This window comes from Psychrobacillus psychrotolerans (genome assembly GCF_900115805.1).
Lineage (GTDB): Bacteria > Bacillota > Bacilli > Bacillales_A > Planococcaceae > Psychrobacillus > Psychrobacillus psychrotolerans.
Window position 1 is genome coordinate 260661 of sequence record NZ_FOXU01000003.1, and the last position, 25336, is coordinate 285996.

26 protein-coding genes and 2 other annotated features (1 of these 28 running past the window's edge) are annotated in these 25336 nt (G+C 37.1%); of the genes, 23 read left to right on the plus strand and 3 right to left on the minus strand.

Features of this window, described 5'->3' with window-relative positions:
* The first annotated feature begins 17 nt into the window (after positions 1–17).
* The 8 genes from BM260_RS09010 (at position 18) to pheA (ending at position 5007) form a co-directional block, all read left to right on the plus strand.
* Entirely contained in the window at positions 18–581 is a 564-nt protein-coding gene (locus BM260_RS09010; protein WP_407691708.1) for a metalloprotease, read from the plus strand.
* A 51-nt stretch (positions 582–632) separates the two neighbouring features.
* Positions 633–712: a sequence feature (ribosomal protein L21 leader region), on the plus strand.
* A gap of 12 nt (positions 713–724) precedes the next feature.
* Positions 725–1033: a 50S ribosomal protein L21 gene (rplU, locus tag BM260_RS09015; RefSeq protein WP_093060533.1), complete on the plus strand. Its 309-nt coding sequence runs from the start codon at positions 725–727 to the stop codon at positions 1031–1033.
* 1 nt (position 1034) lies between these two features.
* Positions 1035–1370, plus strand: a complete 336-nt coding sequence (locus BM260_RS09020; protein WP_093537015.1) for a ribosomal-processing cysteine protease Prp — start codon at positions 1035–1037, stop codon at positions 1368–1370.
* A 12-nt stretch (positions 1371–1382) separates the two neighbouring features.
* Positions 1383–1673, plus strand: a complete 291-nt coding sequence (gene rpmA / locus BM260_RS09025) for a 50S ribosomal protein L27 (RefSeq protein ID WP_090564003.1) — start codon at positions 1383–1385, stop codon at positions 1671–1673.
* Positions 1674–1812: 139 nt separating this feature from the next.
* The gene (locus BM260_RS09030; protein ID WP_175496243.1) at positions 1813–2346 is read left to right on the plus strand and encodes a Spo0B domain-containing protein; all 534 of its coding nucleotides are present in this window, start codon (positions 1813–1815) and stop codon (positions 2344–2346) included.
* Between the two features lie 5 nt (positions 2347–2351).
* A complete protein-coding gene (gene obgE / locus BM260_RS09035; protein WP_093537017.1) occupies positions 2352–3641 on the plus strand; it encodes a GTPase ObgE in 1290 nt (429 codons plus the stop codon).
* Positions 3642–3659: 18 nt separating this feature from the next.
* Entirely contained in the window at positions 3660–4115 is a 456-nt protein-coding gene (locus tag BM260_RS09040; protein ID WP_093537018.1) for an ACT domain-containing protein, read from the plus strand.
* Between the two features lie 13 nt (positions 4116–4128).
* On the plus strand, positions 4129–5007 hold the full coding sequence (pheA, locus tag BM260_RS09045) for a prephenate dehydratase (protein WP_093537019.1): 879 nt from the start codon (positions 4129–4131) through the stop codon (positions 5005–5007).
* A gap of 190 nt (positions 5008–5197) precedes the next feature.
* Here pheA and BM260_RS09050 read toward each other — a convergent pair whose 3' ends face one another.
* Positions 5198–5728 (minus strand): transcription repressor NadR, encoded by a 531-nt coding sequence (locus tag BM260_RS09050; RefSeq protein ID WP_093537020.1) that lies wholly within the window; start codon positions 5726–5728, stop codon positions 5198–5200.
* A 136-nt stretch (positions 5729–5864) separates the two neighbouring features.
* Here BM260_RS09050 and safA point away from each other — a divergent pair, with 136 nt between their 5' ends.
* From safA to BM260_RS09090, 8 genes are all read left to right on the plus strand, one after another.
* On the plus strand, positions 5865–6674 hold the full coding sequence (gene safA / locus BM260_RS09055) for a SafA/ExsA family spore coat assembly protein (RefSeq protein WP_093537021.1): 810 nt from the start codon (positions 5865–5867) through the stop codon (positions 6672–6674).
* 3 nt (positions 6675–6677) lie between these two features.
* Positions 6678–7526, plus strand: coding sequence for a phosphotransferase (locus BM260_RS09060; protein ID WP_175496244.1), 849 nt, complete (start codon positions 6678–6680; stop codon positions 7524–7526).
* 93 nt (positions 7527–7619) lie between these two features.
* A complete protein-coding gene (ruvA, locus tag BM260_RS09065; protein ID WP_093537023.1) occupies positions 7620–8240 on the plus strand; it encodes a Holliday junction branch migration protein RuvA in 621 nt (206 codons plus the stop codon).
* A 23-nt stretch (positions 8241–8263) separates the two neighbouring features.
* Positions 8264–9274, plus strand: a complete 1011-nt coding sequence (gene ruvB, locus BM260_RS09070; protein WP_093537024.1) for a Holliday junction branch migration DNA helicase RuvB — start codon at positions 8264–8266, stop codon at positions 9272–9274.
* A gap of 17 nt (positions 9275–9291) precedes the next feature.
* Positions 9292–10332 carry a tRNA preQ1(34) S-adenosylmethionine ribosyltransferase-isomerase QueA gene (gene queA / locus BM260_RS09075; protein ID WP_093537025.1) on the plus strand — a complete coding sequence of 347 codons (1041 nt, stop codon included), beginning with the start codon at positions 9292–9294 and terminating at the stop codon, positions 10330–10332.
* Positions 10333–11472 carry a tRNA guanosine(34) transglycosylase Tgt gene (gene tgt / locus BM260_RS09080; protein ID WP_093537026.1) on the plus strand — a complete coding sequence of 380 codons (1140 nt, stop codon included), beginning with the start codon at positions 10333–10335 and terminating at the stop codon, positions 11470–11472. It abuts the gene before it with no gap.
* 45 nt (positions 11473–11517) lie between these two features.
* The gene (gene yajC / locus BM260_RS09085; RefSeq protein ID WP_093537027.1) at positions 11518–11787 is read left to right on the plus strand and encodes a preprotein translocase subunit YajC; all 270 of its coding nucleotides are present in this window, start codon (positions 11518–11520) and stop codon (positions 11785–11787) included.
* A 241-nt stretch (positions 11788–12028) separates the two neighbouring features.
* A complete protein-coding gene (locus tag BM260_RS09090) occupies positions 12029–12670 on the plus strand; it encodes a DUF421 domain-containing protein (RefSeq protein ID WP_093537028.1) in 642 nt (213 codons plus the stop codon).
* A 7-nt stretch (positions 12671–12677) separates the two neighbouring features.
* Here BM260_RS09090 and BM260_RS09095 read toward each other — a convergent pair whose 3' ends face one another.
* The gene (locus BM260_RS09095) at positions 12678–14204 is read right to left on the minus strand and encodes a putative polysaccharide biosynthesis protein (RefSeq protein ID WP_093537029.1); all 1527 of its coding nucleotides are present in this window, start codon (positions 14202–14204) and stop codon (positions 12678–12680) included.
* Between the two features lie 92 nt (positions 14205–14296).
* On the opposite strand from BM260_RS09095, the gene BM260_RS09100 reads away from it, so the two are divergent.
* The 7 genes from BM260_RS09100 (at position 14297) to dtd (ending at position 23149) form a co-directional block, all read left to right on the plus strand.
* Entirely contained in the window at positions 14297–14611 is a 315-nt protein-coding gene (locus BM260_RS09100; protein WP_093537030.1) for a post-transcriptional regulator, read from the plus strand.
* A gap of 76 nt (positions 14612–14687) precedes the next feature.
* Positions 14688–16964 carry a protein translocase subunit SecDF gene (gene secDF / locus BM260_RS09105; protein WP_093537031.1) on the plus strand — a complete coding sequence of 759 codons (2277 nt, stop codon included), beginning with the start codon at positions 14688–14690 and terminating at the stop codon, positions 16962–16964.
* An 85-nt stretch (positions 16965–17049) separates the two neighbouring features.
* Positions 17050–17400: a LapA family protein gene (locus tag BM260_RS09110; RefSeq protein WP_093537032.1), complete on the plus strand. Its 351-nt coding sequence runs from the start codon at positions 17050–17052 to the stop codon at positions 17398–17400.
* 114 nt (positions 17401–17514) lie between these two features.
* Positions 17515–19869, plus strand: coding sequence for a single-stranded-DNA-specific exonuclease RecJ (gene recJ / locus BM260_RS09115; RefSeq protein ID WP_093537033.1), 2355 nt, complete (start codon positions 17515–17517; stop codon positions 19867–19869).
* Positions 19860–20372 (plus strand): adenine phosphoribosyltransferase, encoded by a 513-nt coding sequence (locus BM260_RS09120; RefSeq protein WP_093537034.1) that lies wholly within the window; start codon positions 19860–19862, stop codon positions 20370–20372. Before recJ ends, BM260_RS09120 begins: the two co-directional genes overlap by 10 nt.
* 131 nt (positions 20373–20503) lie before the next feature.
* Positions 20504–22696 (plus strand): RelA/SpoT family protein, encoded by a 2193-nt coding sequence (locus BM260_RS09125; RefSeq protein WP_093537035.1) that lies wholly within the window; start codon positions 20504–20506, stop codon positions 22694–22696.
* 15 nt (positions 22697–22711) lie between these two features.
* Complete coding sequence (gene dtd, locus BM260_RS09130) at positions 22712–23149, plus strand: D-aminoacyl-tRNA deacylase (protein WP_093537036.1); 438 nt, start codon at positions 22712–22714, stop codon at positions 23147–23149.
* A gap of 311 nt (positions 23150–23460) precedes the next feature.
* On the opposite strand, the gene BM260_RS09135 is transcribed toward dtd, so the two are convergent.
* Positions 23461–25002 (minus strand): SH3 domain-containing protein, encoded by a 1542-nt coding sequence (locus tag BM260_RS09135; RefSeq protein ID WP_093537037.1) that lies wholly within the window; start codon positions 25000–25002, stop codon positions 23461–23463.
* Between the two features lie 113 nt (positions 25003–25115).
* Positions 25116–25336 (plus strand) — a binding site (T-box leader) (it continues 17 nt past the right edge of the window).

The window sequence follows — 25336 nt, forward strand, 5'->3', positions numbered from 1 at the left end:
TTCGTGTACACCCCATAATGATTCCTTTTTTTCTATTCTTTTATTTATCAGGAGAAATAGCTATGTATGCACTCGTGTTTGGATCGCTATTGGTTCATGAGTTAGGTCATCTATTAGTCGCGATTTGGATGGGTGCTAAAGTTCAATCTTGTACTATTTTGCCCTATGGTGGAGAGATAAAGATGGAACAATTCTCGAAGCAACCTAAGAGGATACAGGTGTGTATAATCTTAGGTGGACCATTATGTACGCTTCTTTTGCTCTTATTTGGCATGCTTATAGACTTTCCTCAATCGAATATATTTATAATGATTCAGTTATCAATTTTCGGCTTAAATCTATTACCAATATTCCCGTTAGACGGTGGGCGAATCATACATTCTATTTTTCCGAAGTTGTATGAGGAGCTGATCGGCTTTTCGGGATGTATTTGTGTTATTATTTTTGTGGTTAGTTTGTTTTATTTTCCTGTGGCTTTGGTTATCTCCATTATATTTTTATTTCTTGCTTTTCAAAATCTTTCTTATTGGAGATTTCGTAAGTATAAGCTCGCATTTGATTGGATAACGAAAAGCGCTTGACTAAGAATAATATATGTGATAATATTTTAATGTTATGATTTGTAGCAGCACCCGTTGCTACAACCGCTCTGAAAAGGTTATAAGTATTCGAGTTTTGAATCACCTTTTGGAAGGCGAGTCTTAGTCTAAGAGGAGGTGCAAGTATGTACGCAATTATTGAAACTGGTGGTAAACAAATCAAAGTTGAACAAGGGCAAGAAATCTACATTGAAAAATTAGATGCTAATGCTGATGAAGTTGTAACTTTTGAAAAAGTTTTATTCGTAGGTGGAGAAGATGTAAAAGTTGGCGCTCCATTCGTGGAAGGTGCTACAGTTACAGCGAAAGTTGTAAAAAATGGCAAAGCTAAAAAAATTACAGTCTTCAAATACAAAGCGAAAAAGAACTATCACAAAAAACAAGGTCACAGACAGCCATACACTAAATTAGTAGTAGAATCTATTAGTTTATAAGATGATTAAAGTGATTATAACAAAAGATCAATCCGGTCATATACATTCTTTCGAGATGAAAGGCCATGCTGATTTTGCGGAACATGGAAAAGATTTAGTCTGTGCAGGAGCTTCTGCTGTATCATTTGGTGCAGTGAACGCGGTGATCGCACTTACAGGAATCACACCTATAATTACGCAAAAAGGGGACGGAGGCTATTTATACGTCGAGGTTCCAAGCATATCTAATCTAGAAAAAGCTGCTCAAATACAGCTTATTTTGGAAGCGATGATTGTCTCTTTACAAACGATTGAGCAAGATTATGCCAAGTATATAAAAATAACCTTCAAAAAGTAGGAGGTGGAACATATGTTAAAATTAAATCTTCAGTTTTTCGCATCCAAAAAGGGAGTAGGTTCGACTCGTAACGGTCGTGACTCTCAATCGAAACGTCTAGGCGCTAAACGTGCTGACGGACAATTCGTATCAGGTGGATCAATTTTATACCGTCAACGCGGGACTAAAATTCATCCAGGTGAAAACGTTGGACGTGGTGGAGATGACACACTTTTTGCGAAAGTTGACGGTGTAGTGCGCTTTGAGCGTTTCGGCCGCGACAAGAAAAAAGTAAGTGTATATCCTGTAGCTCAAGAAGCTTAATGAATAATAAAAGGACTGCATTTATGCAGTCCTTTTTGATTTCAAAAATTTCGTGTAAGTAGGCTATACTCCGGGAGCATAAAAGAACTATTCCTGTTATACTAGTAAAGGATAGTAAATGTTGGGATGTGTAACTTACATGGATCATAACGAGATTACTTTAAATGAAATACTTCGTCATACAATGCATGATTATTTAAATAATATGCATCTTTTGCAAATGAACTTAGATATGGGTAAAACAGAGGAAGCTAAGGCTTTAATAAAAAAATATTCCCAAAAATGCAACCAATTTTTTGATATAAATAATATTGGTTTATATAAAACAAATGAATGGCTACAAACATTTAGTATTAAATATAATCAATTAACTTTAGATGTTCAAACATCTCTTCTAAATAGAAAAGCAAGTATGTACGATGAAGCCTTAAAAGATTATTTAAGTAGATTCGTACAAGCTATATACCCACATTTTAGAGGATATCAAGAGCAGTTCCTGAAACTTCATATCATTTCAGATGAATTTTTGGAAATACTAATAGATATTCGGGGAGATTGGTCTAATAATAAATGGCGAGATGAACTAATTGGAGATTTATTTCAGCTGGAAATATTAGAAGCAACCAACAATTCGATAACAGTAAAACTAATTGCAAGTGGAAGATTGGAGTGAAGTAAATGTTTGTAGATCACGTGAAAGTTTATGTCAAGGGTGGTGACGGCGGAGATGGTATGGTTGGATTCCGTCGTGAGAAGTATGTTCCTTTAGGAGGTCCTGCAGGTGGGGACGGAGGAAATGGTGGAGACGTTATCTTCGAAGTAGAAGAGGGTCTTCGTACATTAATGGATTTCCGCTATAAGCGTATTTTTAAAGCGACTAGAGGAGTTCATGGTGGTAGTAAGAATATGCATGGTGCCAATGCAGATGATTTAATCATTAAAGTACCACCTGGTACTGTTGTTAAAAACGAAGAAACTGGCGAAGTAATTGCTGATTTAGTAGAGCATGGACAACAAGCTGTAATTGCAAGAGGTGGACGTGGTGGTAGAGGTAACTCTCGCTTTGCAACACCTGCAAATCCGGCTCCAGAGCTTTCTGAAAAAGGAGAGCCAGGTTTTGAGTTAAATGTAGAGTTAGAGTTGAAAGTTTTAGCAGACGTTGGTTTAGTTGGGTTCCCAAGTGTCGGAAAATCTACACTATTATCGGTTGTATCAGCAGCTAAGCCTAAAATTGCTCCATACCACTTTACAACAATTGTTCCGAACTTAGGAATGGTAGAAACAGAAGATCACCGTAGCTTTGCAATGGCCGATTTACCGGGCCTAATTGAAGGTGCTCATGAAGGAATAGGGCTAGGGCATCAGTTCCTACGTCATATCGAACGTACACGTGTAATTGTACATGTAATCGATATGTCTGGAATGGAAGGTCGCGATCCTTACGAAGATTATTTGACTATTAATGATGAATTAAAACAATACAATCTTCGTTTAACAGAAAGACCACAAATTATTGTAGCCAATAAAATGGACATGCCAGACTCGGAAGATAATTTAAAAATCTTTAAAGAAAAAGTTGGAGCAGATATGAAAGTATTCCCTGTTTCTGCTATTTCTCGTCAAGGTTTACAAGAATTATTATTTGCAGTAGCAGACATGTTAGAGGTGGCACCAGAATTCCCATTAGAAGAATTAGTGGAAGAAGAAACAGAAACGTCTGTAATGTACAAATATCAAGCCAAAGAAGACGACTTTACTGTTACTAGAGATGATGATGGAGCGTTTGTACTTGCTGGCGGATCAGTGGAAAGATTATTTAAAATGACTGATTTCAGTAGAGAAGACTCTATTCGTAGATTCTCTAGACAACTTCGTGGGATGGGTATTGATGATGCACTTCGTCAGCGCGGAGCTAAAGATGGCGACATAGTACGATTACTAAGATTTGAGTTTGAATTTATCGAATAGAGGAAAGTAGGGAACCGCATGAAAGATGTAACAAGCCAGAGATTTTTTTTAGTACGGGAGGATGTGCTAACAGAGGCAATGCAAAAAACCTTGGATGCAAAACATCTCCTTCAATCTGGAAAGGCATCTTCGATTTGGGATGCCGTAAAAGAAGTAGATTTATCTCGCAGTGCTTTTTATAAATATCGTGATGCGGTTTTTCCATTCCATTCGATTGTTCAAGAACGGATTTTAACGGTCTTTCTTCAATTAGAAGATAGAGAAGGTACACTTGCTAGGTTATTGCAATTGGTGGCTAATTACGCATGTAATGTGTTGACAATCCATCAAACAATACCGATTCAAGGAAGAGCAAGTGTAACATTATCACTTGATGTAACAGCGATGAACAAGGAATTAGAAGATTTTTTGAATGAAATGAAACGACTTGATTTTGTAGAATCTGCAGAAGTGATTAGCTCTGGTGCTCTATAAGGAGGTTTTTCTAATGACAACCAAACGAATTGCTTTTTTAGGACCAGAAGCTTCTTTTACACATTTAGCAACTAAATCATTATTTCAAGAGGATGTATTAGTACCAATACGGACTATACCCGAGTGTATTGAAGCAGTTGCAAATGGAGAAGTCGATATAGCGGTCGTTCCACTAGAAAATGCATTAGAGGGTACAGTTCCGTTAACAATCGACTATTTGTTCCATGAAGCAGAGCTGTTCGTGACTGCTGAGCTAATATCTCCGATTGAGCAACATTTAATGGTTCACCCAAGTAATGAGGAACGATGGGAAGAAATGACAACTGTGTACTCCCATCCACATGCTTTAGCACAATGCCATAAATATTTGTATTATCGATTTGGGAAAGTGCCATTAGAACAATCTTCATCAACTGCAGCAGCAGCTAAATACGTTTCGGAAAACGAAGATTTATGTATTGCTGCGATTGGAAATACTTCAGCTGCAACGGAATATGGATTAAAGATTGTGGAGCACAATATACATGATTTTCATTTTAATCACACTAGATTTTTTGTGATTTCTAAAAAGAATGATTGTATTGTCCGAGATGGTCATACCGATCAAGTGAAAACTACTGTTATGATTACATTACCTAAAGATGATCGCTCTGGTGCATTGCATCAAGTGTTATCGGTCTTTGCATGGAGACAACTCAATTTAAGTAAAATTGAGTCACGACCATTAAAAACAGGTTTAGGGCAATATTTCTTTATCATAGATGTGCTTGAGGATGAAAAGAAGCCAATGATGATTGGTGCTATAGAAGAGTTAAAGTCACTAGGCTGTGGCGTAAAATCATTAGGCTCGTATTATACATACGAAACAAAAAACGAAGCGATCCGTTCATAAATGGATTCGCTTCGTTTTTTATGTCTGCTGTTTAAAAGTGTAGAAACACCCGAATGTTTCAAAGGATCACCTGAATGTTTTAAAAAAACACTCGAATGTAGGAGAGAATCACCTGAATGAGCTTAGGAATCACCAGAAAGTAATGATGAATCACCGGAATGTCATCATTTCCCCAACCCCATATTTGAAATTATCCTTCTAATAAATAACCTTTTTCCCTAATTGCATGAATACCTCTATTTAAAATTTCTTCGGTTGGTGCGGATAACAAATGTAAATGAATTCCCGCAGTGAGCTCCAGTAAAAACGGAGCGTCTGTATCTCGCACTTTCTTCAAAAACATTTCAACGTCGTGACGATTGGAAACCATAATGGAAGACGTGATTTCTCCGTATACAGGATGTTCAATCGTAACATTCTCTACAGTGACTCCTGCATCTACTAAAGCTAAGAGCTCATCCTCGGAATGAGTAGATTGATGATTGCAAGCTACTCGTTGCTGAACATAAGGGGTACTTTCTTTATCCGGAAGAGCTATATAACCTTGACTAGTAGAGACAATAGCAGCATTCGTTGCCTTTAATAAGGTTATATCATTCACAATAACCTGTCTGCTGACATTAGCGAGCTTTGCTAACTGATTGCCAGTCACGGGTACATGTTGTTCCTTTAAATAGGAGAAAATCCAATTCCTACGTTCCTCGCCTTTTAACTTTTTCACGATTAACTCCTCCAAACTTGCATAATGACTTGGTTGCTATTCATAAGTTTATCATGAAGGGGTGGTTGTTTGTTTAAAATCTGTGACCATTTTAAGATGGTAGACATAATTTAAAGGAGAAGGAAGGAGGAAGACTGTGCAAACTCATATTGTTGTAAAAGGGGACACTCTATGGAAAATCTCCAGAAATTACGGTGTTTCTTTTGAGGAATTAAAGAAAGTAAATGCGCATTTGGCCAATCCCGAATATATAGTGCCTGGCATGAAAATATTTATACCAAACACGAAAAAAATGGAATCGACTACTCATCCGTACAGTGATAATCGACCAGTAAAGCAAGAAATGGTGAATAAAGAAATGATGAAAAAGGAGGAAGTGAAAATCCAGCAACCTATGGACAAAACGAAAATGCAACCTGCACCACCGAGAATGCCTACTCAACCTGTTGCACCCACGTATCAGATGCCGCAGCAACCCAAACAACAACCAAAGCAGCAACAAATGCCACAACCGCTTCCACAGCAGCCACAGCAACCAATGCAACCACCTGCTTATACATTCCCATTCCATATCATGCCTGTCCCAGATATTGATATGACACCGTCTCCACAAGGTTGGAGATTAATGGAGTCTACATCTATTCATATACACAACCATATCCAAAATTTTGATATAGAGATGGAAACAGCACCGCAAGCACAACCAACACCGCAGCCTGTCCAGCCAATACCTATTCAACCAACACCGCAGCTAACAAGCCCAATAGCACAAGAAGCTTCACCAACATTCGAACCATCACCATCATACCCGGTAATGTATCCATGCCCACCAGTACAGCCATATCCATACATGCACCACCAAGCAGAGTACGGAGGGCATCCTTGTGTACAGATATGTTACGTTCCTGTATATCCATGTCCTCCATATCCCTACCCACATTATTAAAACGTGAGTACGTATATACGGCAAATCAAGAAAAATGTATGGAAATGGAAAAATGAAAACGGCATATTCTCTGTAAAAAAATATCCGACTGTTGAGCAGGCAGAAAAAATTCGCCTAATTCATAAAGAACTAGAATACATGGAAAAACCTTTTATACTTCCTATTATAGAATCGACCCAAGAAGACTTTATTATTCAACCCTGGTATAAAGGGGATCATACGGTTTCCTATCGGTTCAAGGAAGACAGAAAAGCAGTCCATTTACTCCTAAGTCAAATTCATGATACAAATAAATTGGTTGACTGGGAAGATAGTAATCTATTTTATTCTTTTAACCTTATTTCTAAATGGCAGAATCGGAAATGGAAGATGAACGAAATCTCCTTTTTCATCGAGTCACATATAGGTTGGGAGCAGACAAAATTTCTTTTGCTTTGTGGTGATATCGCTTTACGTAATATGAAACCATTTAATATGGAAAAGCGCACCTTGTTACACGGGGATGTTGTTCATCATAATTTTTTATCAGACAGCTCAGATTACAAAATAATTGATTTTGATCTCGCAGTGATAGGTCCAAGGGAAATGGAAAACATACTATGGATGCACCGGGTCCTCCCAGAGATAAATTATGATATTCGGTTGCTCATCCATGAATTTCCGCATCTTGAAAAAGTAGTTCGACGCTATAAAGAAGCAATGATGTATCCAAATGAACTATACCGTGAGTGGTTATATGCGTACTCATTGCCGAAAGAGCGAAAACAGAAATTTATCGAGCAGTTAATACCTTATACGAACAAAGCGTTAACAGAATGGCCCAATTTATGCTATACTTTAAGTAAACTTTAATCGTTCTTTTTAGGAGTTGGTCGCTCGAGATTTGAGCGGCCATCTTTGTTTGTTATGCTATAATGGACAGTATGAATTGTGAGGGATTTAAGGATGTATGATTACATAAAAGGACAAGTAACTCGAGTTACTCCAGAATACGTAGTAGTGGAACAGCAGGGAATAGGTTACCAACTCTTTACTCCCAATCCGTTTGCCTTCAGAAAAAGTGAGGAAATGGTCCAAGTATATACGCATTTTCATGTTCGGGAAGATGCACAACAGCTAATGGGATTTCCTAGCCTAGCGCAGAGGGAATTATTTCGTAAGCTTATTTTAGTTTCGGGCATTGGACCAAAGGGTGCCTTGGCTATATTAGCTAGTGGGGAGCCAACTCATGTTATTCAAGCAATCGAGCGAGAAGATGAAACCTTCTTAGTGAAATTTCCTGGTGTAGGAAAGAAAACTGCTCGTCAAATGATATTAGATTTAAAAGGAAAACTAAACGATTTAATAGATTTTGAACAACTAGAATACGAGGATGAAGGGCCAAACTTATTCGATAATGGAGAAGCTGCTCACGAACTAGAAGAAGCGATGCTAGCATTAACAGCATTAGGATATTCCGAAAGAGAGTTAGCTAAAATTCGCCCACTCCTTAAAGCGGAAGCGGAACTTCAAACAACCGATCAATTTATGAAAAAAGCCTTACAGCTATTATTTTCAGGTAAATAAACAAAAGAAAGGAGGTTCTTGCTATGGATGAACGTGTAATTTCCAGCGAAATTTCAAATTTTGATGAACCTTTCGAGCAATCACTTCGTCCTCAGTTTCTTAAACAATATATTGGGCAAGATAAGATTAAGCATAATTTAGAGATATTTATAGAAGCAGCCAAAATGAGAAGTGAAAGTTTAGATCACTGTCTATTATACGGACCTCCTGGACTTGGTAAAACAACACTTGCTGCTGTAATTGCAAATGAAATGGATGTACAAATTCGAATGACAAGTGGACCAGCTATCGAGCGTCCGGGAGACTTAGCGGCAATTGTTAGTTCACTTGAACCTGGAGATGTATTATTTATAGATGAAATTCATCGGTTGAATCGTTCGATTGAGGAAGTCCTTTATCCGGCAATGGAAGACTTTTGCTTGGATATCGTAGTAGGAAAAGGACCAGCTGCAAGAAGTGTGCGTCTAGACTTGCCCCCATTTACATTAATAGGCGCCACTACTAGAGCCGGTGCATTATCAGCCCCATTACGTGATCGTTTTGGAGTATTATTGCGACTGGATTATTATGAGGAAGATGCATTGACCTCTATTGTGGTTCGCAGTGCAGATTTATTTAATGCTTCCATTGACCATGAGTCTGCTGGAGAAATAGCTAGAAGATCTCGAGGAACTCCGCGAATAGCGAACCGATTGTTAAAAAGAGTACGGGATTATGCGCAGGTTCGTGGGAATGGCTATATTTCACTTGAAATTGCTAGAGAAGCTCTAGAGCTTCTACAAGTCGATCCTCGTGGATTAGATCATATTGACCATAAACTAATTATGTCCATGATCGAACGTTTTAGAGGTGGTCCTGTTGGATTAGATACTATTGCAGCAAGTATTGGGGAAGAGTCAACGACAATTGAAGATGTCTATGAACCATATCTACTGCAAATTGGATTTATCCAACGATCTCCAAGAGGAAGGATTGTTACAGCCCTTGCTTATGAACATTTTGGAATTCCATTTCCAGTAGAAAGAAAAGACTAAAAAAGGATGTCCTAATTATGAGAGTAGAAGATTTTGATTTTGAATTGCCAGAAGAATTAATTGCCCAAACACCACTTTTGGACAGAACAAGTAGCAAGCTATTGATAGCAGACTTCGTAAAACAGTCATATACACATACACATTTTAAAGACATATTAGACGAATTACAGGAAGGCGATTGCCTCGTGTTGAATGACACGAAGGTAATGCCTGCTCGTCTGATGGGGATGAAAAAAGAAACAGGTGCCAATATAGAAGTTCTATTATTAACACAAATAGAAGGCGATCACTGGGAAACACTTGTGAAACCTGCTAAACGGGTAAAAGTCGGAACAGAAATCACTTTCGGTGACGGATTGTTAAAAGCGATTTGTACAGATATAAAAGATCATGGTGGCCGAATTTTCCGTTTTGAATATACAGGTGTGTTTTTTGAGGTATTAGATCAATTAGGAGAAATGCCGCTTCCCCCGTATATTCATGAAAAGTTGGAAAACAAGGATCGATATCAAACGGTCTATGCAAAAGAGCAAGGTTCTGCTGCAGCTCCAACTGCGGGCTTACATTTTACCGATGCATTATTGGATGACATTCGCTCAAAAGGTGTTAAAATAGCCTTTGTGACATTACATGTTGGTCTCGGAACTTTCCGACCAGTTAGCGTAGATTCAATCGATGATCATGAAATGCATTCGGAGTTTTATCGAATTACTGGGGAAACAGCAGATACTATTAACCAAGTGAAAGCCGCAGGTGGAAAGATTGTAGCAGTCGGAACTACCTCGACGAGAACATTGGAAACAGTAGCAACTAAATTTGAAGGACAACTTCAAGCTGATAGTGGCTGGACGTCGATTTTCATTTATCCTGGTTATGACTTTAAATGTATAGATGGAATGATTACGAATTTCCACTTACCTAAATCTACTTTAGTCATGCTTGTTAGTGCACTTACTTCTAGAGAGTTTATGTTAAGTGCCTATAAAGAAGCCGTTGACTTAAAGTATCGCTTTTTCAGTTTTGGAGATGCAATGTTTATAAAAGGAAGGAATTATTAAATGACAGCAGTTACGTATGAACTTATAAAAAAAGACAAACAAACAGGTGCTCGATTAGGCGTCGTACACACACCTCACGGATCATTTGAGACTCCTGCATTTATGCCAGTGGGTACACAAGCAACAGTAAAAACAATGGCTCCAGAAGAGATTAAAGAGATGAATGCTGGAATTATTCTAAGTAACACCTATCACCTATGGTTGCGTCCAGGAAACGAAATTATTCGTGAGGCAGGCGGACTTCATAAATTTATGAACTGGGACCGTGCAATTCTTACAGATTCCGGTGGATTCCAGGTATTTAGTTTAAGTGATATGCGTAAAATTGAAGAGGAAGGCGTTCATTTCCGCAATCACCTGAACGGCGACAAATTGTTCTTGAGTCCTGAAAAGTCCATGGAAATTCAAAATGATTTAGGTTCTGATATTATGATGGCCTTTGATGAATGTCCACCTTTTCCTGCATCGTTTGAATACATGAAAGCATCTGTGGAGCGTACATCACGTTGGGCAGAGCGTTGTTTAACTGCGCATACGAATACAGACAAGCAAGGGCTATTTGGAATTATTCAAGGTGGAGAATTTGAAGAATTACGCCGTCAATCTGCAAAAGATTTAGTTTCTCTTGATTTCCCTGGGTATGCCATTGGTGGATTATCGGTTGGAGAACCAAAAGATGTGATGAATCGTGTCCTTGAATTTACTACGCCAATGATGCCTGAAAATAAACCTCGTTATTTGATGGGAGTTGGTTCTCCCGATTCATTAATCGATGGGTCCATTCATGGTGTGGATATGTTTGACTGTGTGTTACCAACTCGTATTGCAAGAAATGGTACATTCTTTACTCATCAAGGTCGTTTAGTTATTAAAGGTGCTAAGTTCGCTCGCGATTTTGGACCGATCGATGAAAAATGCGATTGCTACACATGTAAAAATTATTCGCGTGCTTATATTCGCCATTTATTTAAAGCGGATGAAACATTCGGATTGCGTCTAGCATCGTATCATAACCTGCATTTCCTAATGAAATTAATGGAGAATGTAAGACAGGCAATACGAGAGGACCGTCTTCTAGATTTTAAAGAAGAATTTTTTGAAGAATATGGGTATAACAAACCAAATGCAAAAAACTTCTGATTCTTGTATACTAGAAGATAGAGTTAAAAGGGGGGAAATAAATACATGGATACATTAGTAGGTTTGTTACCAATTATTGCTATGTTCGCAGTAATGTGGTTCTTCATCATTCGTCCAGCACAAAAGCGCCAAAAAACAACTTCACAAATGCAAAACAATCTTAAACGTGGAGACGATATCATTACAGTTGGTGGGTTACACGCAAAAGTTGATGCAGTAGATGATCAAACGATCTTCGTTACAGTTGCAGATGGAACGCGTTTACAATTTGAGCGCGTAGCAGTAGGACGAGTAGTTTCAGAGTCGAAAGTATAATAAATAGTGAATCGGTCTATGATAGGCACTGGAAGGATTTTGAGTAAAAGAGTACCTTGTTTACTCAAAATCCTGAAGCACTAAACAAATGCTGCAATGCCTGAATACACCACATAAATTCGCAGTATTCTAGGCTTAGATACTTAATTGCTTATCTTTACTAAAATACATAAAAAAAGAACTTACTCATTTTTATGAGTAAGTTCTTTTTCTTTGGGCAAGGTAATAATGAGGTGATTATGTGCAGGACATACTCATAATTATAATTCGGACATTTATTTTGTATTGGTTTATTTTACTGATTTTTCGTTTGATGGGAAAACGAGAAGTTGGTGAGTTAAGTATTTTTGACTTAGTTGTTTTTCTTTTAATAGCTGAGGTTGCAGGCTTTTCATTGGATGATCCTCACAGTAGTTTTATTAATGCAATTGTCCCGGTACTTATGCTATTTTTCATCCAGATGGGCGTTTCCTACTTTTCATTAAAAAGTAAGAAATTTCGTGATGTCATGGAAGGTGAACCTTCCATTCTTATACGAGAGGGAATAATTGTTGAAAAAGAAATGAGAAAACAACGCTATAATTTGGATGATCTCCTTCAACAATTACGAGAACAACAAATTGGATCTATTCAGACTGTCTCCTATGCATTTCTGGAGTCATCAGGGAACTTATCCGTCTTTAAAAAAGAAGGGGAACAATATGTATTTCCGCTCATCATCGATGGCGAAATACAACAGAGACATTTAGAGCATATTGGGAAAAATGAAAAATGGTTAATCCAACAACTTGAACAACTGCAAATTATGAGTTATAAAAAAATATTTTACTGTAGTTATGAAAACGAAGAGCTCTATATTCAGCTTAAAACTTCATTTAAATAGCGATTTATCAAAATCTATTTTTAGAACTTTTGGCAATCTTGAAAATAACACTTAATTCTTTACGTTTTATCTGTCTAAACAGTACTAAAGCGATTGTTAAATATAGCATAGTAATTAGGCAATCGATAAGTAAAGGTCGACTTCCAATAGAATATATTAACGGTCTGGAAATGATCGTCAACAAAAACACAGCGTAAGGAATGACAAAAAATGAGAAGCCAATTTGTGCTTCTTTTTTTTCTTTTAAAGAAGCGATATGTAAAAAGGAAGTAATTAATACTCCAAATCCAATCGCAACAATCGCACCTTTTTCTTGAATAGCAACTTGAGAAGCAAGAAAAAATAGTAGTAGTAGTTTCCCTACACCACCATAAAGAGAATTGAGAAATGCGGCCTTTGAATTGTCTAATGCCTGCAAAATTGAAAACAAAGGACTTTGAATATAATAAAAGAAAAAAATTGGAGATAGAATTTTCATATAAACAGTAGCATTTTCAACATGAAATAATGCCTCTACCAGTTCACCACCATGTAGATAAAATAGTGTAGCTGCATAACAGCCAGTTAAAGTAGAAAACTTTAAGGACAGATGAATTCTTTCTTTTAATAGTTTAAAATTACCCCGAGCAAATGCATCACTAACAGCTGGTATTAGAACAATAGAAAGTGCGTACGGGATGAAAGAAGGAAACAATAGCAAAGGGACTAAAACACCTGAAATGACACCGTAAAGAGTAGTGGCGGCCACTGCTGTAACTCCAGTAATAGCTAAAGCTTTGATAAAAATAATTGGTTCTAAAAACCATGTGAAAGATCCGAATAGTCGACTACCAGAAGACGGTAAGGCAATTGCAAAGAGTGGAGACAATGGATACGTTTTAGAAGATTTCGTAGTATTTTGTTTAGATTTCCATCTGTCATACTTCCATTTCAAATAGAGCAGTGCGATAAGTTCTGCGATAAGAGCTAAGAGCATTGCATAAGCAGAAGCTTCTTGTGGTGAAGCAGCAGTTAAAAAGAAGGGAAGCGCAAAACTGATTAAAACAATTCGAACGATTTGCTCCATTAATTGGGCCACAGCTGTTTCTTCTAATCGAGCAATCCCTTGGAAAAACCCTTTTAATATTCCGCCAGCGGCAGCAATCGGAACTATTGCGATGGATACGAATAATGTCATAGTAATTGCATCATTTTTTAATAAGTTACCCGAAATATAAGGAGTGACAAAAATAAATAGTGGTGTGAATATTAAGATGGAAATTACTGTGACAATAACAGATGTTCGCATAACGGCGAAATAATCTTTTGTGGCATTTCTTGCGCGGAGCTCTGCAATAATTTTAGCCATAGCAATCGGAATACCAAGTTGTACCAAAGAAAGGAAAAAAATAAAAGCTGGATATGCAGTCATATAAATACCAACTGTTTCTTCACCAGTTAAGCGAACAAACTGCATACGGTAAATAAAACCTAAAAACTTGGACAAAAAAATGGAAATCATCAGCAAAATTGAACCTTTTAAAAATGTAGACAATTAAACACTTCCTTCTCAAATACAGGAACTTCGTATACAATAACAATATGCTTATTGCTTAGTACATTATTCTATAAAAGAGGTGCGATATTATGGAAAATAATTATGAAGAAATATTTGCGCACGTACTACCAGCTATAGAAAGTAAAAGAAATGAGTTTTTCGTGTATCAATACGAAACAGTTTCGGAAAAAGATATTTGGAAATATTGTGTGACGAAGAAGTGGAGGAAGAAGGATATATCTTTATTGCCTTTATATCAGATCATCAATGATATTCTAACTATTTCTCCGGCAGAGTTTATGACATTTGAACAAATTGATAATCAGCGGACTTCTAATTGGTTTGCTGAGATTAATCAAGATGAATTACGAATGTTATTAAATTCAGATTTTGAAGAAAAGTAAATGGACGGGTATTTGACAGTAAGCGCAACGTGTTTCATAATAAAGTTGTTGCTTTTTTTGAGGAGGAAATTTACATATGAAAACTAGAGGGCGCATAGTTGCGTTTTTATTACTACTTGTTATTTTTGCAGGTACAATCAGTCCAACAGTTACAGGGGTTTTGAACAATATTAAACTCGGTTTAGATCTTCAGGGTGGTTTTGAAGTTCTTTATCAAGTAAACGAATTAAAAGACGGGCAAGAAATAACGGAAGATGTTGTAGCAGATACAGCTTCAGCACTTACAAGTCGTATTGATGTATTAGGTGTAAGTGAACCTAGTATTCAAATTGAAGATGGCAACAGAATTCGTGTCCAGCTTGCTGGGGTGGAAGATCAAAACTCAGCCAGAGATTTACTTTCTACACAAGCGAATTTAACGTTCCGAGATTCAGATGATAATATAATGCTAGACGGGATGGACTTGAAAGAAAGCGGAGCAAAGGCAGCTTTCGATCAGCAAGGACAACCTATTGTTACGCTAGAATTAAAAGATGCAAATAAATTTGCAGAAATTACTTCAGAAATTGCTGCTAAGCCAGCACCTGATAATGTATTAGTTATTTGGTTAGACTTTGAAGAAGGTGTGGACTCGTACAAAGCGGAAGCATTGAAGCCTGAAAAAGAACAAAAGTTCACTTCAGCTCCACGAGTATCCCAACGTATCAGCTCAGATAGTGTAGAAATTTCAGGTGCTTTTACAGTTGATGAAACAAAACATTTATCAGGAATTTTAAATGCTGGTGCTCTTCCGGTTGAACTTGAAGAAATCTACTCTACTTCAGTAGGTGCACAATTCGGGGAAGAAGCATTAAAAAGTACCATTTTAGCGAGTATTATTGGTATTGCGGCAATTTTCATCTTCATGATTGGGTATTATCGTTTACCTGGTGTTATTGCGGTTATATCTTTAGTAGTATACATTTTCTTAATCCTTGTTATTTTTGACTGGATTAATGGTGTGTTAACACTTCCAGGAATCGCGGCAATTGTACTAGGGGTAGGTATGGCGGTAGATGCCAATATCCTAACCTATGAGCGGGTAAGAGAAGAATTACGTGTTGGTAAATCAGTGAAGAAAGCATTTGATGCGGGTGCAAAAGAATCCTTTACCGCGATTTTCGATGCTAATATTACTACATTATTAGCAGCGTCGGTATTATTCATCTTTGGTACAAGTTCTGTAAAAGGATTTGCGACACTGTTAATAATTAGTATTTTAGTTATCTTTATCACAGCGGTTTGGGCTTCTCGAGTGTTACTAGGTTTACTAGTTCATAGTGGTTACTTCGATAATAAACCAGGTTGGTTTGGTATTCCGAAGAAAAGAATGCATGCTCCAGAAGAAGAAGTGGATACACTTGACTTAACAACAAAATTTGACCGTTTTGATTTTGTTCATAGTCGTAAAATCTTCTATATTGCTTCTATAACATTGACTATTGCTGGTATTATCATTTTGAGTGTTTTCAAGTTAAATCTTGGTATAGATTTTTCTTCTGGTACTCGTGTTCAAATTGAGTCAACGCAGCCTTTAACTCAAGAGCTAGTAGAAGAGAAAATTGAAAGCATTGGTTTACCATCAGATGATATTGTCATCTCTGGGGAAAATGGGGATAGTGCAGTAGTAAGATACAAAGATGACTTTACACAAGAAGAAATTAAAACACTAAAAATAGAGATGAATGAGCAGTTTGGTAAGGAACCATCAGTGAGTACGGTTTCACCTACTGTTGGTCAAGAGCTTGTCAAAAATGCGTTAAAAGCATTAATGTTTGCTGCTCTTGGAATTATCATTTATGTTGCTTTCCGTTTTGAGTGGAGAATGGGTGTAGCCTCGATTGTATCTTTATTACATGATGCATTCTTAATGGTTGCTATATTTAGTATCCTTCGTTTAGAGGTAGATATTACATTTATCGCAGCGGTATTAACAATTGTTGGTTATTCAATAAACGATACGATTGTTACATTTGACCGTATTCGAGAAAACCTACACCGTCATGAAAAGATTACATCAGAAGATGAACTTGCAACGATTGTCAATAAATCACTACGACAAACTCTTGGACGTTCTGTAAATACAGTGCTTACTGTAATTTTAGTAGTTGTAGCTCTATTGATATTCGGTGCGGAAGGGATTCGCAATTTCTCCATCGCTCTATTAATCGGCTTACTAGCTGGAACATATTCTTCTATCTACATTGCTGTGCAAATCTGGTTTGATTTGAAAGTGAAAGAAATGCGTAAAAGTGGCGGCATAGAAGTGAAAAAAGAAGAGAAAAAATGGGGTTCTGATGAGCCTATCGTTTAATGTTTTAGTATAATATGGAGCAGGGTATAACTTTACTATACTCTGTTCCATTTTTTTATAAATGAGTAAAAAAAGGAGGGTCAATATGAAATTTCAATGGTCATTATTATTCGGTTTAATATTCGCTATTATTATTGCCTTATTTGCTATATACAATGTCGACACTGTTCCAGTCAACTATGTTTTTGGAACAGCACAATGGCCACTTATCCTTGTGATTTTAGGCTCAGCATTATTAGGAGCGTTACTAAGTGGGTCCGTTGCCATTTATCGGTCGTTCATATTATCGCGGCAAGTGAAGCACTTGGAGAAGGATATTGAAAAGAAAGATGCTACCATCGGTGTTTTACAAAATGAGGTAGTAGCTTACAAAGAAAAGCCAGTTGAGTTTTTTGAAGAGCCAGTGACAGTGAAAGATGAAAATTCAACTATATAACTCTAAAACCTTTTGACATCTGTCAGAAGGTTTTTCTTTAGATCCTTGCAAACACCTTTTTCACAACGTATATACCTCAGATGAGGTATAATAGATTATAAGGAAGTGAATAATATGATCGAATCTCAGAAAATATGGCAAGTTTCAAGGCCTAATATAGAAGTAGTAGAAATGTTAGAAAAAGAGCTTTCTATACCGAGTGTTTGTGCAAAAGTATTAGCCTCTAGAGGGTTTGAAAATATAGAAGATGCAAAATCATTTTTACAAGTATCGGAAAACCAATTACACAATCCATTTTTGTTTCCAGGCATGGAAGCGTTAGTAGCACGTGTTCATCAATCAGTGGAATCAGAAGAACGTATAATGGTCTATGGTGATTATGATGCGGACGGTATTACTAGCACAACGATCATGGTTAAAGCGCTAGAGTCACTAGGTGCTGATGTCATCTATAAGATTCCAAATAGATTTATAGATGGCTATGGACCAAGTGAGCGTTTGTTCCAAGAAGCATATGATGAAGGTGTAAAACTAATCATTACTGTTGATAATGGTATTTCAGGTATACAACCTATTGAGTTTGCAAAAGGATTAGGGATGGATGTTATTGTTACTGACCACCATGAACCTGGTGAGATTTTGCCAATAGCAGATATTATAATACATCCGAGTTTAAAGGAGACAACCTATCCTTTCCCACATTTAGCAGGAGTAGGTGTAGCCTTTAAAGTAGCTCATGCTTTACTAGGGGAAATTCCTAAGGAATTCTATTATCTAGTAGCCATTGGCACAATAGCGGACCTTGTTTCATTGACAGGAGAAAATCGTTATTTAGTTCAACAAGGCTTAAAACAGATGCAACATACAGACTCTGTAGCCATTGAAGCTTTGGCAAATGTAAGTGGAGTAGATCTTCGTTCAATCGATGAAGAAACAGTAGGATTTATGTTTGGGCCACGTATTAATGCAGTAGGACGACTAGGTGAAGCAGCGCCTGGTGTAGATATGTTTTTAACTGAAAATCCTAATCATGCACTAGCGATGGCTAATATGCTCAATGAAAAAAATAAAGAACGTCAAACAATCGTCAAGCAAATTACAGATGAAGCAATGGAGCAACTTGAACTATTTCCCCCTCTGGATGGAGCAAGTGTCATAGTAGTAGGGAAAATAGGATGGAATCCTGGTGTCTTAGGTATTGTTGCTTCCAAATTAGTGGAGAAGTATTATAGACCTGCTATAGTGCTAGGATTTGATGAAGATAAAAAGATTGCTAAAGGGTCAGCACGCAGTATTGAAGGATTCCATATGTATAAAGAGCTTGCTAAAAACCAAGATATTGTCTCTCATTTTGGTGGACATCCTATGGCAGCCGGTATGACATTACCTTTAGAAAATGTGGAAGAGTTTCGTTTAAGATTAAACGAACAAGCGAAAGTAAGTTTATCGGAAGATGAATTAATACCAACTATTTCCATTGATGTTCCATTAGAAATGGATGAAATATCGACAGAATCCATTGAGTCTCTAAAAAAACTAGCTCCATTCGGAATGGGTTTTGCAAAACCAGTCTACTGCATAGAAAATGTAGAAGTTTCAACTGTGCGGAAAATAGGCTCAGCACAAAATCATTTGAAAATGGAATTAAAACAAGGTGCTATCCTTTTAGATGCAATTGGATTTGGAAAAGGGCAATTAGCGGACGAAATAGCTCCAACGACTAAACTTTCTTTTATTGGGGATTTACAGATCAATGAATGGAATGGACGTAAAAAAGCGCAATTGATGATACAGGATATAAAAACAGATGAGTGGCAGCTTTTTGATATTAGAGGTATTCGCCAGGTGACTCGATGGCAACCCCTTATTCCTTTAGAGGATACCGTATATGTTGCTTTTAATGAGGATACGATTAAGCACTTTAGTACAATCATTGATCATAGATTATATCTGATGAGTGAAATACTGGAGCAGCCGGTACAAGCGAAATATGTAGTGCTCTTAGATTTACCGGAAGAGGAAGAATCACTGGTCAAACTAATCCAATCTCATTCGTGGAAAAGAATATATGCACACTTCTTTACGAACGAGTCTTCGTACTTTGAAGGCTTACCGACGAGAGATCAATTTAAATGGTATTTTTCTTTCCTTACAAAAAGAAAAACATTTGCATTGAAACAGCATATTCATGAATTGTCTAAACATACAGGATGGAGTCAAAATACATTTAATTTTATGTCGAGGGTGTTTTTTGAACTTAGTTTTGTTAGAATAGACAATGGGATGATGGTGCTCAATGAAAGTCCAGTGAAAAAGGATTTATCTGAGGCGCCTTCATACAAACAGCGTGAGAAACAGATGGATCTAGAACAAAAATTATTATATGCGCCATATGTGGAGCTGAAACAATGGTTTGAAGAGCGAATAGCAGTACAAACCGTTCCTGAGGAGGAGCAAGTATGGATTTGAAGCAGTATGTAACAACAGTTGAAGATTGGCCGAAGCCAGGTATTAGTTTTAAAGATATTACTTCAATTATGGATAATGGAGAGGCATATAAATACGCAACGGATCAAATTGTTGAATATGCAAAAAAAGTGAATGCTGAAGTTATCGTAGGACCTGAAGCACGTGGATTTATCACTGGCTGTCCAGTTGCTTATGCACTTGGCGTTGGGTTTGCACCTGTTCGTAAAGAGGGGAAGCTTCCTCGTGAAGTAATCCGTGCAGAATATGGCTTAGAGTATGGAAAAGATGTTCTAACTATGCATAAGGACGCTGTAAAACCAGGACAACGTGTGTTAATCGTTGATGATTTATTAGCGACAGGCGGTACAATAGATGCTACAATTCGATTAGTAGAAGAATTAGGCGGTTTAGTTGTAGGTTGTGCATTTTTAATAGAACTTACATACTTAGAAGGTCGCAACAAATTAGAGAATTATGATATTTGCACATTGATGCAATATTGATCATTTTGTGAATATATATGTTTGCATCAGGCAAGCTTATTTAGGGTGGACTTTACAAGTCCCTCTTTTTTTTTATACAATATAGCTTATAAACTATTTTAGAAATATAAAACGAAATCAGGTGAATTGGCATGGCAAAAGATCAAGTGAAGACAGCAGAAGATGTGTTTGAAACACTCTTTACTTATATGAATGAAGAGCATGTGAACTTTGTAAAGAAAGCTTACGAATTAGCAGAGCATGCTCATAGAGAACAATTCCGAAATTCGGGTGAACCATATATTCTGCATCCTATTCAAGTAGCTGGTATTCTTGCTGATCTTCAAATGGATCCAGAAACCGTTGCTGCTGGTTTTTTACATGATGTCGTAGAAGATACAGAATATACACGTGATGATATTGTGGAGCAATTTAACGAAGAAGTCGCTTTGTTAGTAGAGGGCGTTACTAAATTAGGTAAGATTAAGTACATGTCCAAAGAAGAACAACAAGCTGAAAATCATCGAAAAATGTTCATAGCGATGGCACAGGACATTCGTATTATTCTTATTAAGCTTGCGGATCGTTTACATAATATGCGTACTTTGAAACATCTCCCAGAAGAAAAACAACGTAGAATCTCCAACGAAACTTTAGAAATTTTTGCACCTTTAGCGCACAGATTGGGAATTTCCGCTGTGAAATGGGAGCTAGAAGATACTTCTTTACGGTATTTAAATCCTCAACAATATTATCGTATTGTTAATTTTATGAAGAAAAAACGTACGGAGCGGGAATCTTATTTAAGTAATGTCATGGAAGATATTAGTAAACAGTTAGCTGAAATGGAAGTGGAAGCTGATATTTCTGGTCGTCCAAAGCATATTTATAGTATTTATCGGAAAATGGTCGTTCAAAACAAACAATTCAATGAAATATATGATTTACTTGCTATGCGTATTATTGTAGATAGTATTAAAGATTGTTATGCTGTTCTAGGAGTTATTCATACGCTGTGGAAACCAATGCCTGGTCGTTTTAAAGACTATATTGCTATGCCTAAACAAAATTTATATCAATCATTACATACGACTGTCATTGGCCCGAACGGAGAGCCTTTAGAAGTTCAAATCCGCACAGAAGAAATGCATAATATTGCAGAATTCGGTGTGGCTGCTCACTGGGCTTATAAAGAAGGTAAAAAAGTAGAAGCTGATAAAAAGACAATTGATTCACAATTAACATGGTTTAGAGAAATTTTAGAATATCAACATGAATCTTCGAATGCAGAAGAATTTATGGAATCTTTAAAGTTTGACCTATTCTCTGATATGGTCTATGTTTTCACACCAAAAGGGGACGTAGTAGAGCTTCCGGCTAGTTCGGTTCCAATAGATTTTGCTTATCGAGTGCATTCAGAAGTTGGAAACAAAACTATTGGTGCAAAAGTGAATGGTAAAATGGTGCCACTAGACACGAAACTAAAAACAGGCGATATCATCGAAGTTCTAACTTCCAAACAGTCCTTTGGTCCAAGTAGAGACTGGATTAAAATTGCTCAATCATCGCAAGCGAAAAATAAGATCAAGCAGTTCTTTAAGAAACAATTGCGTGATGAGAATGTTATTAAAGGAAAAGAACAAGTAGAGAAAGAGATTAAATCACAAGAATTTGATCTAAAAGAAGTACTAACAGCTGAAAACATAAAGCGTGTATGTGATAAATACGCATTTGCTGGCGAAGAAGATTTATATGCAGCTGTTGGCTTTAATGGTATTACTGCACAGCAAGTGGTGAATCGTCTAGCAGAAAAAATGCGGAAAATTCGTGATCAAGAAGAAGCTTTAGAGAAAATAACAACTGAAATGCAAACACCAACGGTTAACAAAACAACAGAATCAGGTGTGATTGTTAAGGGAATTGAGAATATGCTCATTCGCTTATCCAGATGCTGTAGCCCAGTTCCAGGTGATGATATCGTCGGATTTATCACGAAAGGTCGTGGGGTTTCGGTCCATCGTGCGGATTGTCCAAATGTACACAACGATGACACAGTTTCCCGTATCATTGAAGTAGAATGGGTAAAATCTGACTCTCCAATGAAAAAAGAGTATCAAGTGGACATAGAAGTGTCGGCATACGACCGCTCAGGCTTGTTGAATGAGGTATTACAAGTGGTAAATGAATCTAAAACGAATATTGCAGCAGTGAACGGTAAATCAGAAAATGATATTGCAATTATTCATTTAACCATCCTAATTTCCAATACGGCCCACTTAAATAGGGTAGCCGATCGTATAAAACAATTGCCTGATATATATTCGGTGCAAAGAATTATCAATTAAAGGGAGTTTATTTTCATGAAGGTATTGTTGCAGCGTTGCAAAAATGCAAGTGTGACTGTAGATGGACAAGTTACTGGAAAGATAGAAAACGGTTATTTATTGTTAGTTGGTATTACTACAACAGACACTGAAAAAGAAATAAATTATTTAGTGGAGAAAGTGGTAGGTCTCCGTTTATTTGAGGATGCCGAAGGTAAAATGAATCACTCTATAGAACAAGTACAAGGAAGTATTTTGTCAGTTTCCCAGTTCACTTTATATGCGGACACAAGAAAAGGCAGAAGACCAAGCTTTACCGATGCAGCTCGACCTGAAATGGCAAAACCATTATGGGAACTTTTCAATAACAAACTACTAGCAAAAGGGCTAAAAGTAGAAACGGGCGTATTTGGCGCAATGATGGACGTCACGTTTACGAATGATGGTCCAGTAACGATTATGTTAGAAGCTTAAAAAACAAAAAAGTTGTATAAATTACTCTAACTAGGAGTAATTTGTACAACTTTTTTTAAGAATTAGAAAGTATATAATGAATAACATTGTGATTACTGTTAAAGGTTGACGCTTTCCTGGGGTGAGCGATGAGCTATCGCCGTCACTAACTCGTCGTTGTGATAGCTCAACTGATTACAGAACAAAAGTGCTATTGGTTGTGGCAAACGAACGTCACAACCAATAGCACTTTAAAATCACTCGGTAATCATATAGCAAAACGTCTGTCCAAAGCTCATCTAAAACGATAGAAACAGTTTATGACCTAAGAGTTAATCCAACTGAGCATTAAAGTAATTAATGATGCCATTATAAATGCCGTGTGTCGCTTGTTCTCTATAGTTTTGTGTAGTGACATTCCGTTCTTCAGAAGCGTTACTCAAATAACCTAATTCTATTAATATAGCTTTTTGCTTGTTTTCACGTAATACTAAATAGTCACCCGGCTGGGTCCCTCTATCCTTTAAGGAAATCATATTACCAAGTCCATCATGGACATACGTAGCCAATTCTTTTTGATAACTATGCATATAATAGGTCGTGAAGCCCCTAATCGAACTATTATCGATAGCATCATAGTGTAAGCTAATAAATGCATCTGCATCTACTTGATGACCAATTGAAACTCGTTTTCGAAGATCTACATATTCGTCTGATTCCCTTGTTAAAATTACATTAGCGCCAGCTGCTTGTAATTTGGATGATAATAACTCTGAAGTCATCAACGTAATATCTTTTTCATCCGTTCCAAGTGCCCCGGTTGTCCCGCGATCATTCCCGCCATGGCCAGCATCGACTACAATAGTCAGACCTTTTAATGTACCTTTTTTACGATCAGCTTTCTTTTTATCCGTTTTGACTTTGTTTTCGGGATCCTTCTTCAGATTAGATGTGGTGGATGACGCTGAAACTACCCAGCTTGCAACATACGCAGTTTGATCACCTACCATAACTTTATACCAATCATTGGTTTTTTCAGCTACTGGAAATGTCGTACCAGCATCGGCCCTGGTGACTACCTCACTACTAGTAGTACTATCAGAACGAAGGTTTGTCCCGTTATAGAGAATAGTAATAGTGCCATTTTCTTTCTCGGTTCCAGTTGTTGCTGAACTAGAGAAAGTCCCATAAAAACTATACAACCAACCTTTATCGCCATTTTTCAGTTCTACTTGCACCCAGTTATGATCAGAGTTAATAACTGCAAATTGGTCTCCTTTATTAACCTGGCCAATTGTTTTTGATGTTAAATCTGCTTTTGAACGAACGTTTAAGGTATTGACTGAAACCTCAAATATGTTTTTGCCAGAAGGCAAGGGCGTATCTTCTTTTATCGTTTGCTCCGTAACAGTAATATAGGATTGATTGACCCAGCCTTTTTGACCCTGATAGTCTATTTCTACCCAATCCTCTTGAGATTGATATGCATTTGAAGTATCACCTTCTTTTAATTGACCAATAACTGCAGAAGAAGTAGTAGGTTCGGTACGGACATTCAATTGATTTACTTTAGACACAATCTGCTTATTACTTAATTTAAGCGATTCTTTCGTTGTGTACCAACTAGCAACCCATCCAGTAGTGCCTCCAAAATTAATTTGAAGCCAATCATTTTCTTTACCTATTATGTCTAACTTGTCGTTTTTTGTAACAGTACCAATAGTGTCATATGTAAGACCCGGACCTGTTCGTACTTTTAAAGATGCGACATTAACAGTCACTTCATTCTCCTGTGCATCAGCTTGTACGTATGGTAGAAGTAGTAATGTAGATAAAAAAATAACAGTTATTCTATGTATTATTTTAGTGTTCATTGGATCACCTCTATACCCATTGTAAATAGTCTTAGCTAAAAATTCTACCTTTTCTTCAAAAGGGTTGACTTATTTGTCGTACGTCATTAAGATAAAGTATAATCAAAAACTAAAACAAACCGATGACCGAAAAAGTAGCTGTCTAAAACGGATGACAAGAGAAGGAAAGACGTGGCTGAAATCTTTCCTACATACGCATTCAGTGAACAACATTCGAGAGGATTTTTGTCGAAAGAGATTTTTCTTTAGTAGGCAGAAACGGAACTGGTCGTTATCCAGAATTGAGAGGGTCAATATTTTTGACCAACTAGGGTGGAACCGCGGAAGCTTATAT

What these genes read in the sequence shown, in the direction of transcription:
- BM260_RS09010 (WP_407691708.1), top strand. Translation starts at nt 18, where the DNA reads ATGATTCCTTTTTTTCTATTCTTTTATTTATCAGGAGAAATAGCTATG.
- rplU (WP_093060533.1), top strand. Translation starts at nt 725, where the DNA reads ATGTACGCAATTATTGAAACTGGTGGTAAACAAATCAAAGTTGAACAA.
- BM260_RS09020 (WP_093537015.1), top strand. Translation starts at nt 1,035, where the DNA reads ATGATTAAAGTGATTATAACAAAAGATCAATCCGGTCATATACATTCT.
- rpmA (WP_090564003.1), top strand. Translation starts at nt 1,383, where the DNA reads ATGTTAAAATTAAATCTTCAGTTTTTCGCATCCAAAAAGGGAGTAGGT.
- BM260_RS09030 (WP_175496243.1), top strand. Translation starts at nt 1,813, where the DNA reads ATGGATCATAACGAGATTACTTTAAATGAAATACTTCGTCATACAATG.
- obgE (WP_093537017.1), top strand. Translation starts at nt 2,352, where the DNA reads ATGTTTGTAGATCACGTGAAAGTTTATGTCAAGGGTGGTGACGGCGGA.
- BM260_RS09040 (WP_093537018.1), top strand. Translation starts at nt 3,660, where the DNA reads ATGAAAGATGTAACAAGCCAGAGATTTTTTTTAGTACGGGAGGATGTG.
- pheA (WP_093537019.1), top strand. Translation starts at nt 4,129, where the DNA reads ATGACAACCAAACGAATTGCTTTTTTAGGACCAGAAGCTTCTTTTACA.
- ruvA (WP_093537023.1), top strand. Translation starts at nt 7,620, where the DNA reads ATGTATGATTACATAAAAGGACAAGTAACTCGAGTTACTCCAGAATAC.
- ruvB (WP_093537024.1), top strand. Translation starts at nt 8,264, where the DNA reads ATGGATGAACGTGTAATTTCCAGCGAAATTTCAAATTTTGATGAACCT.
- queA (WP_093537025.1), top strand. Translation starts at nt 9,292, where the DNA reads ATGAGAGTAGAAGATTTTGATTTTGAATTGCCAGAAGAATTAATTGCC.
- tgt (WP_093537026.1), top strand. Translation starts at nt 10,333, where the DNA reads ATGACAGCAGTTACGTATGAACTTATAAAAAAAGACAAACAAACAGGT.
- yajC (WP_093537027.1), top strand. Translation starts at nt 11,518, where the DNA reads ATGGATACATTAGTAGGTTTGTTACCAATTATTGCTATGTTCGCAGTA.
- BM260_RS09100 (WP_093537030.1), top strand. Translation starts at nt 14,297, where the DNA reads ATGGAAAATAATTATGAAGAAATATTTGCGCACGTACTACCAGCTATA.
- secDF (WP_093537031.1), top strand. Translation starts at nt 14,688, where the DNA reads ATGAAAACTAGAGGGCGCATAGTTGCGTTTTTATTACTACTTGTTATT.
- BM260_RS09110 (WP_093537032.1), top strand. Translation starts at nt 17,050, where the DNA reads ATGAAATTTCAATGGTCATTATTATTCGGTTTAATATTCGCTATTATT.
- recJ (WP_093537033.1), top strand. Translation starts at nt 17,515, where the DNA reads ATGATCGAATCTCAGAAAATATGGCAAGTTTCAAGGCCTAATATAGAA.
- BM260_RS09120 (WP_093537034.1), top strand. Translation starts at nt 19,860, where the DNA reads ATGGATTTGAAGCAGTATGTAACAACAGTTGAAGATTGGCCGAAGCCA.
- BM260_RS09125 (WP_093537035.1), top strand. Translation starts at nt 20,504, where the DNA reads ATGGCAAAAGATCAAGTGAAGACAGCAGAAGATGTGTTTGAAACACTC.
- dtd (WP_093537036.1), top strand. Translation starts at nt 22,712, where the DNA reads ATGAAGGTATTGTTGCAGCGTTGCAAAAATGCAAGTGTGACTGTAGAT.
- BM260_RS09135 (WP_093537037.1), bottom strand. Translation starts at nt 25,002, where the DNA reads ATGAACACTAAAATAATACATAGAATAACTGTTATTTTTTTATCTACA.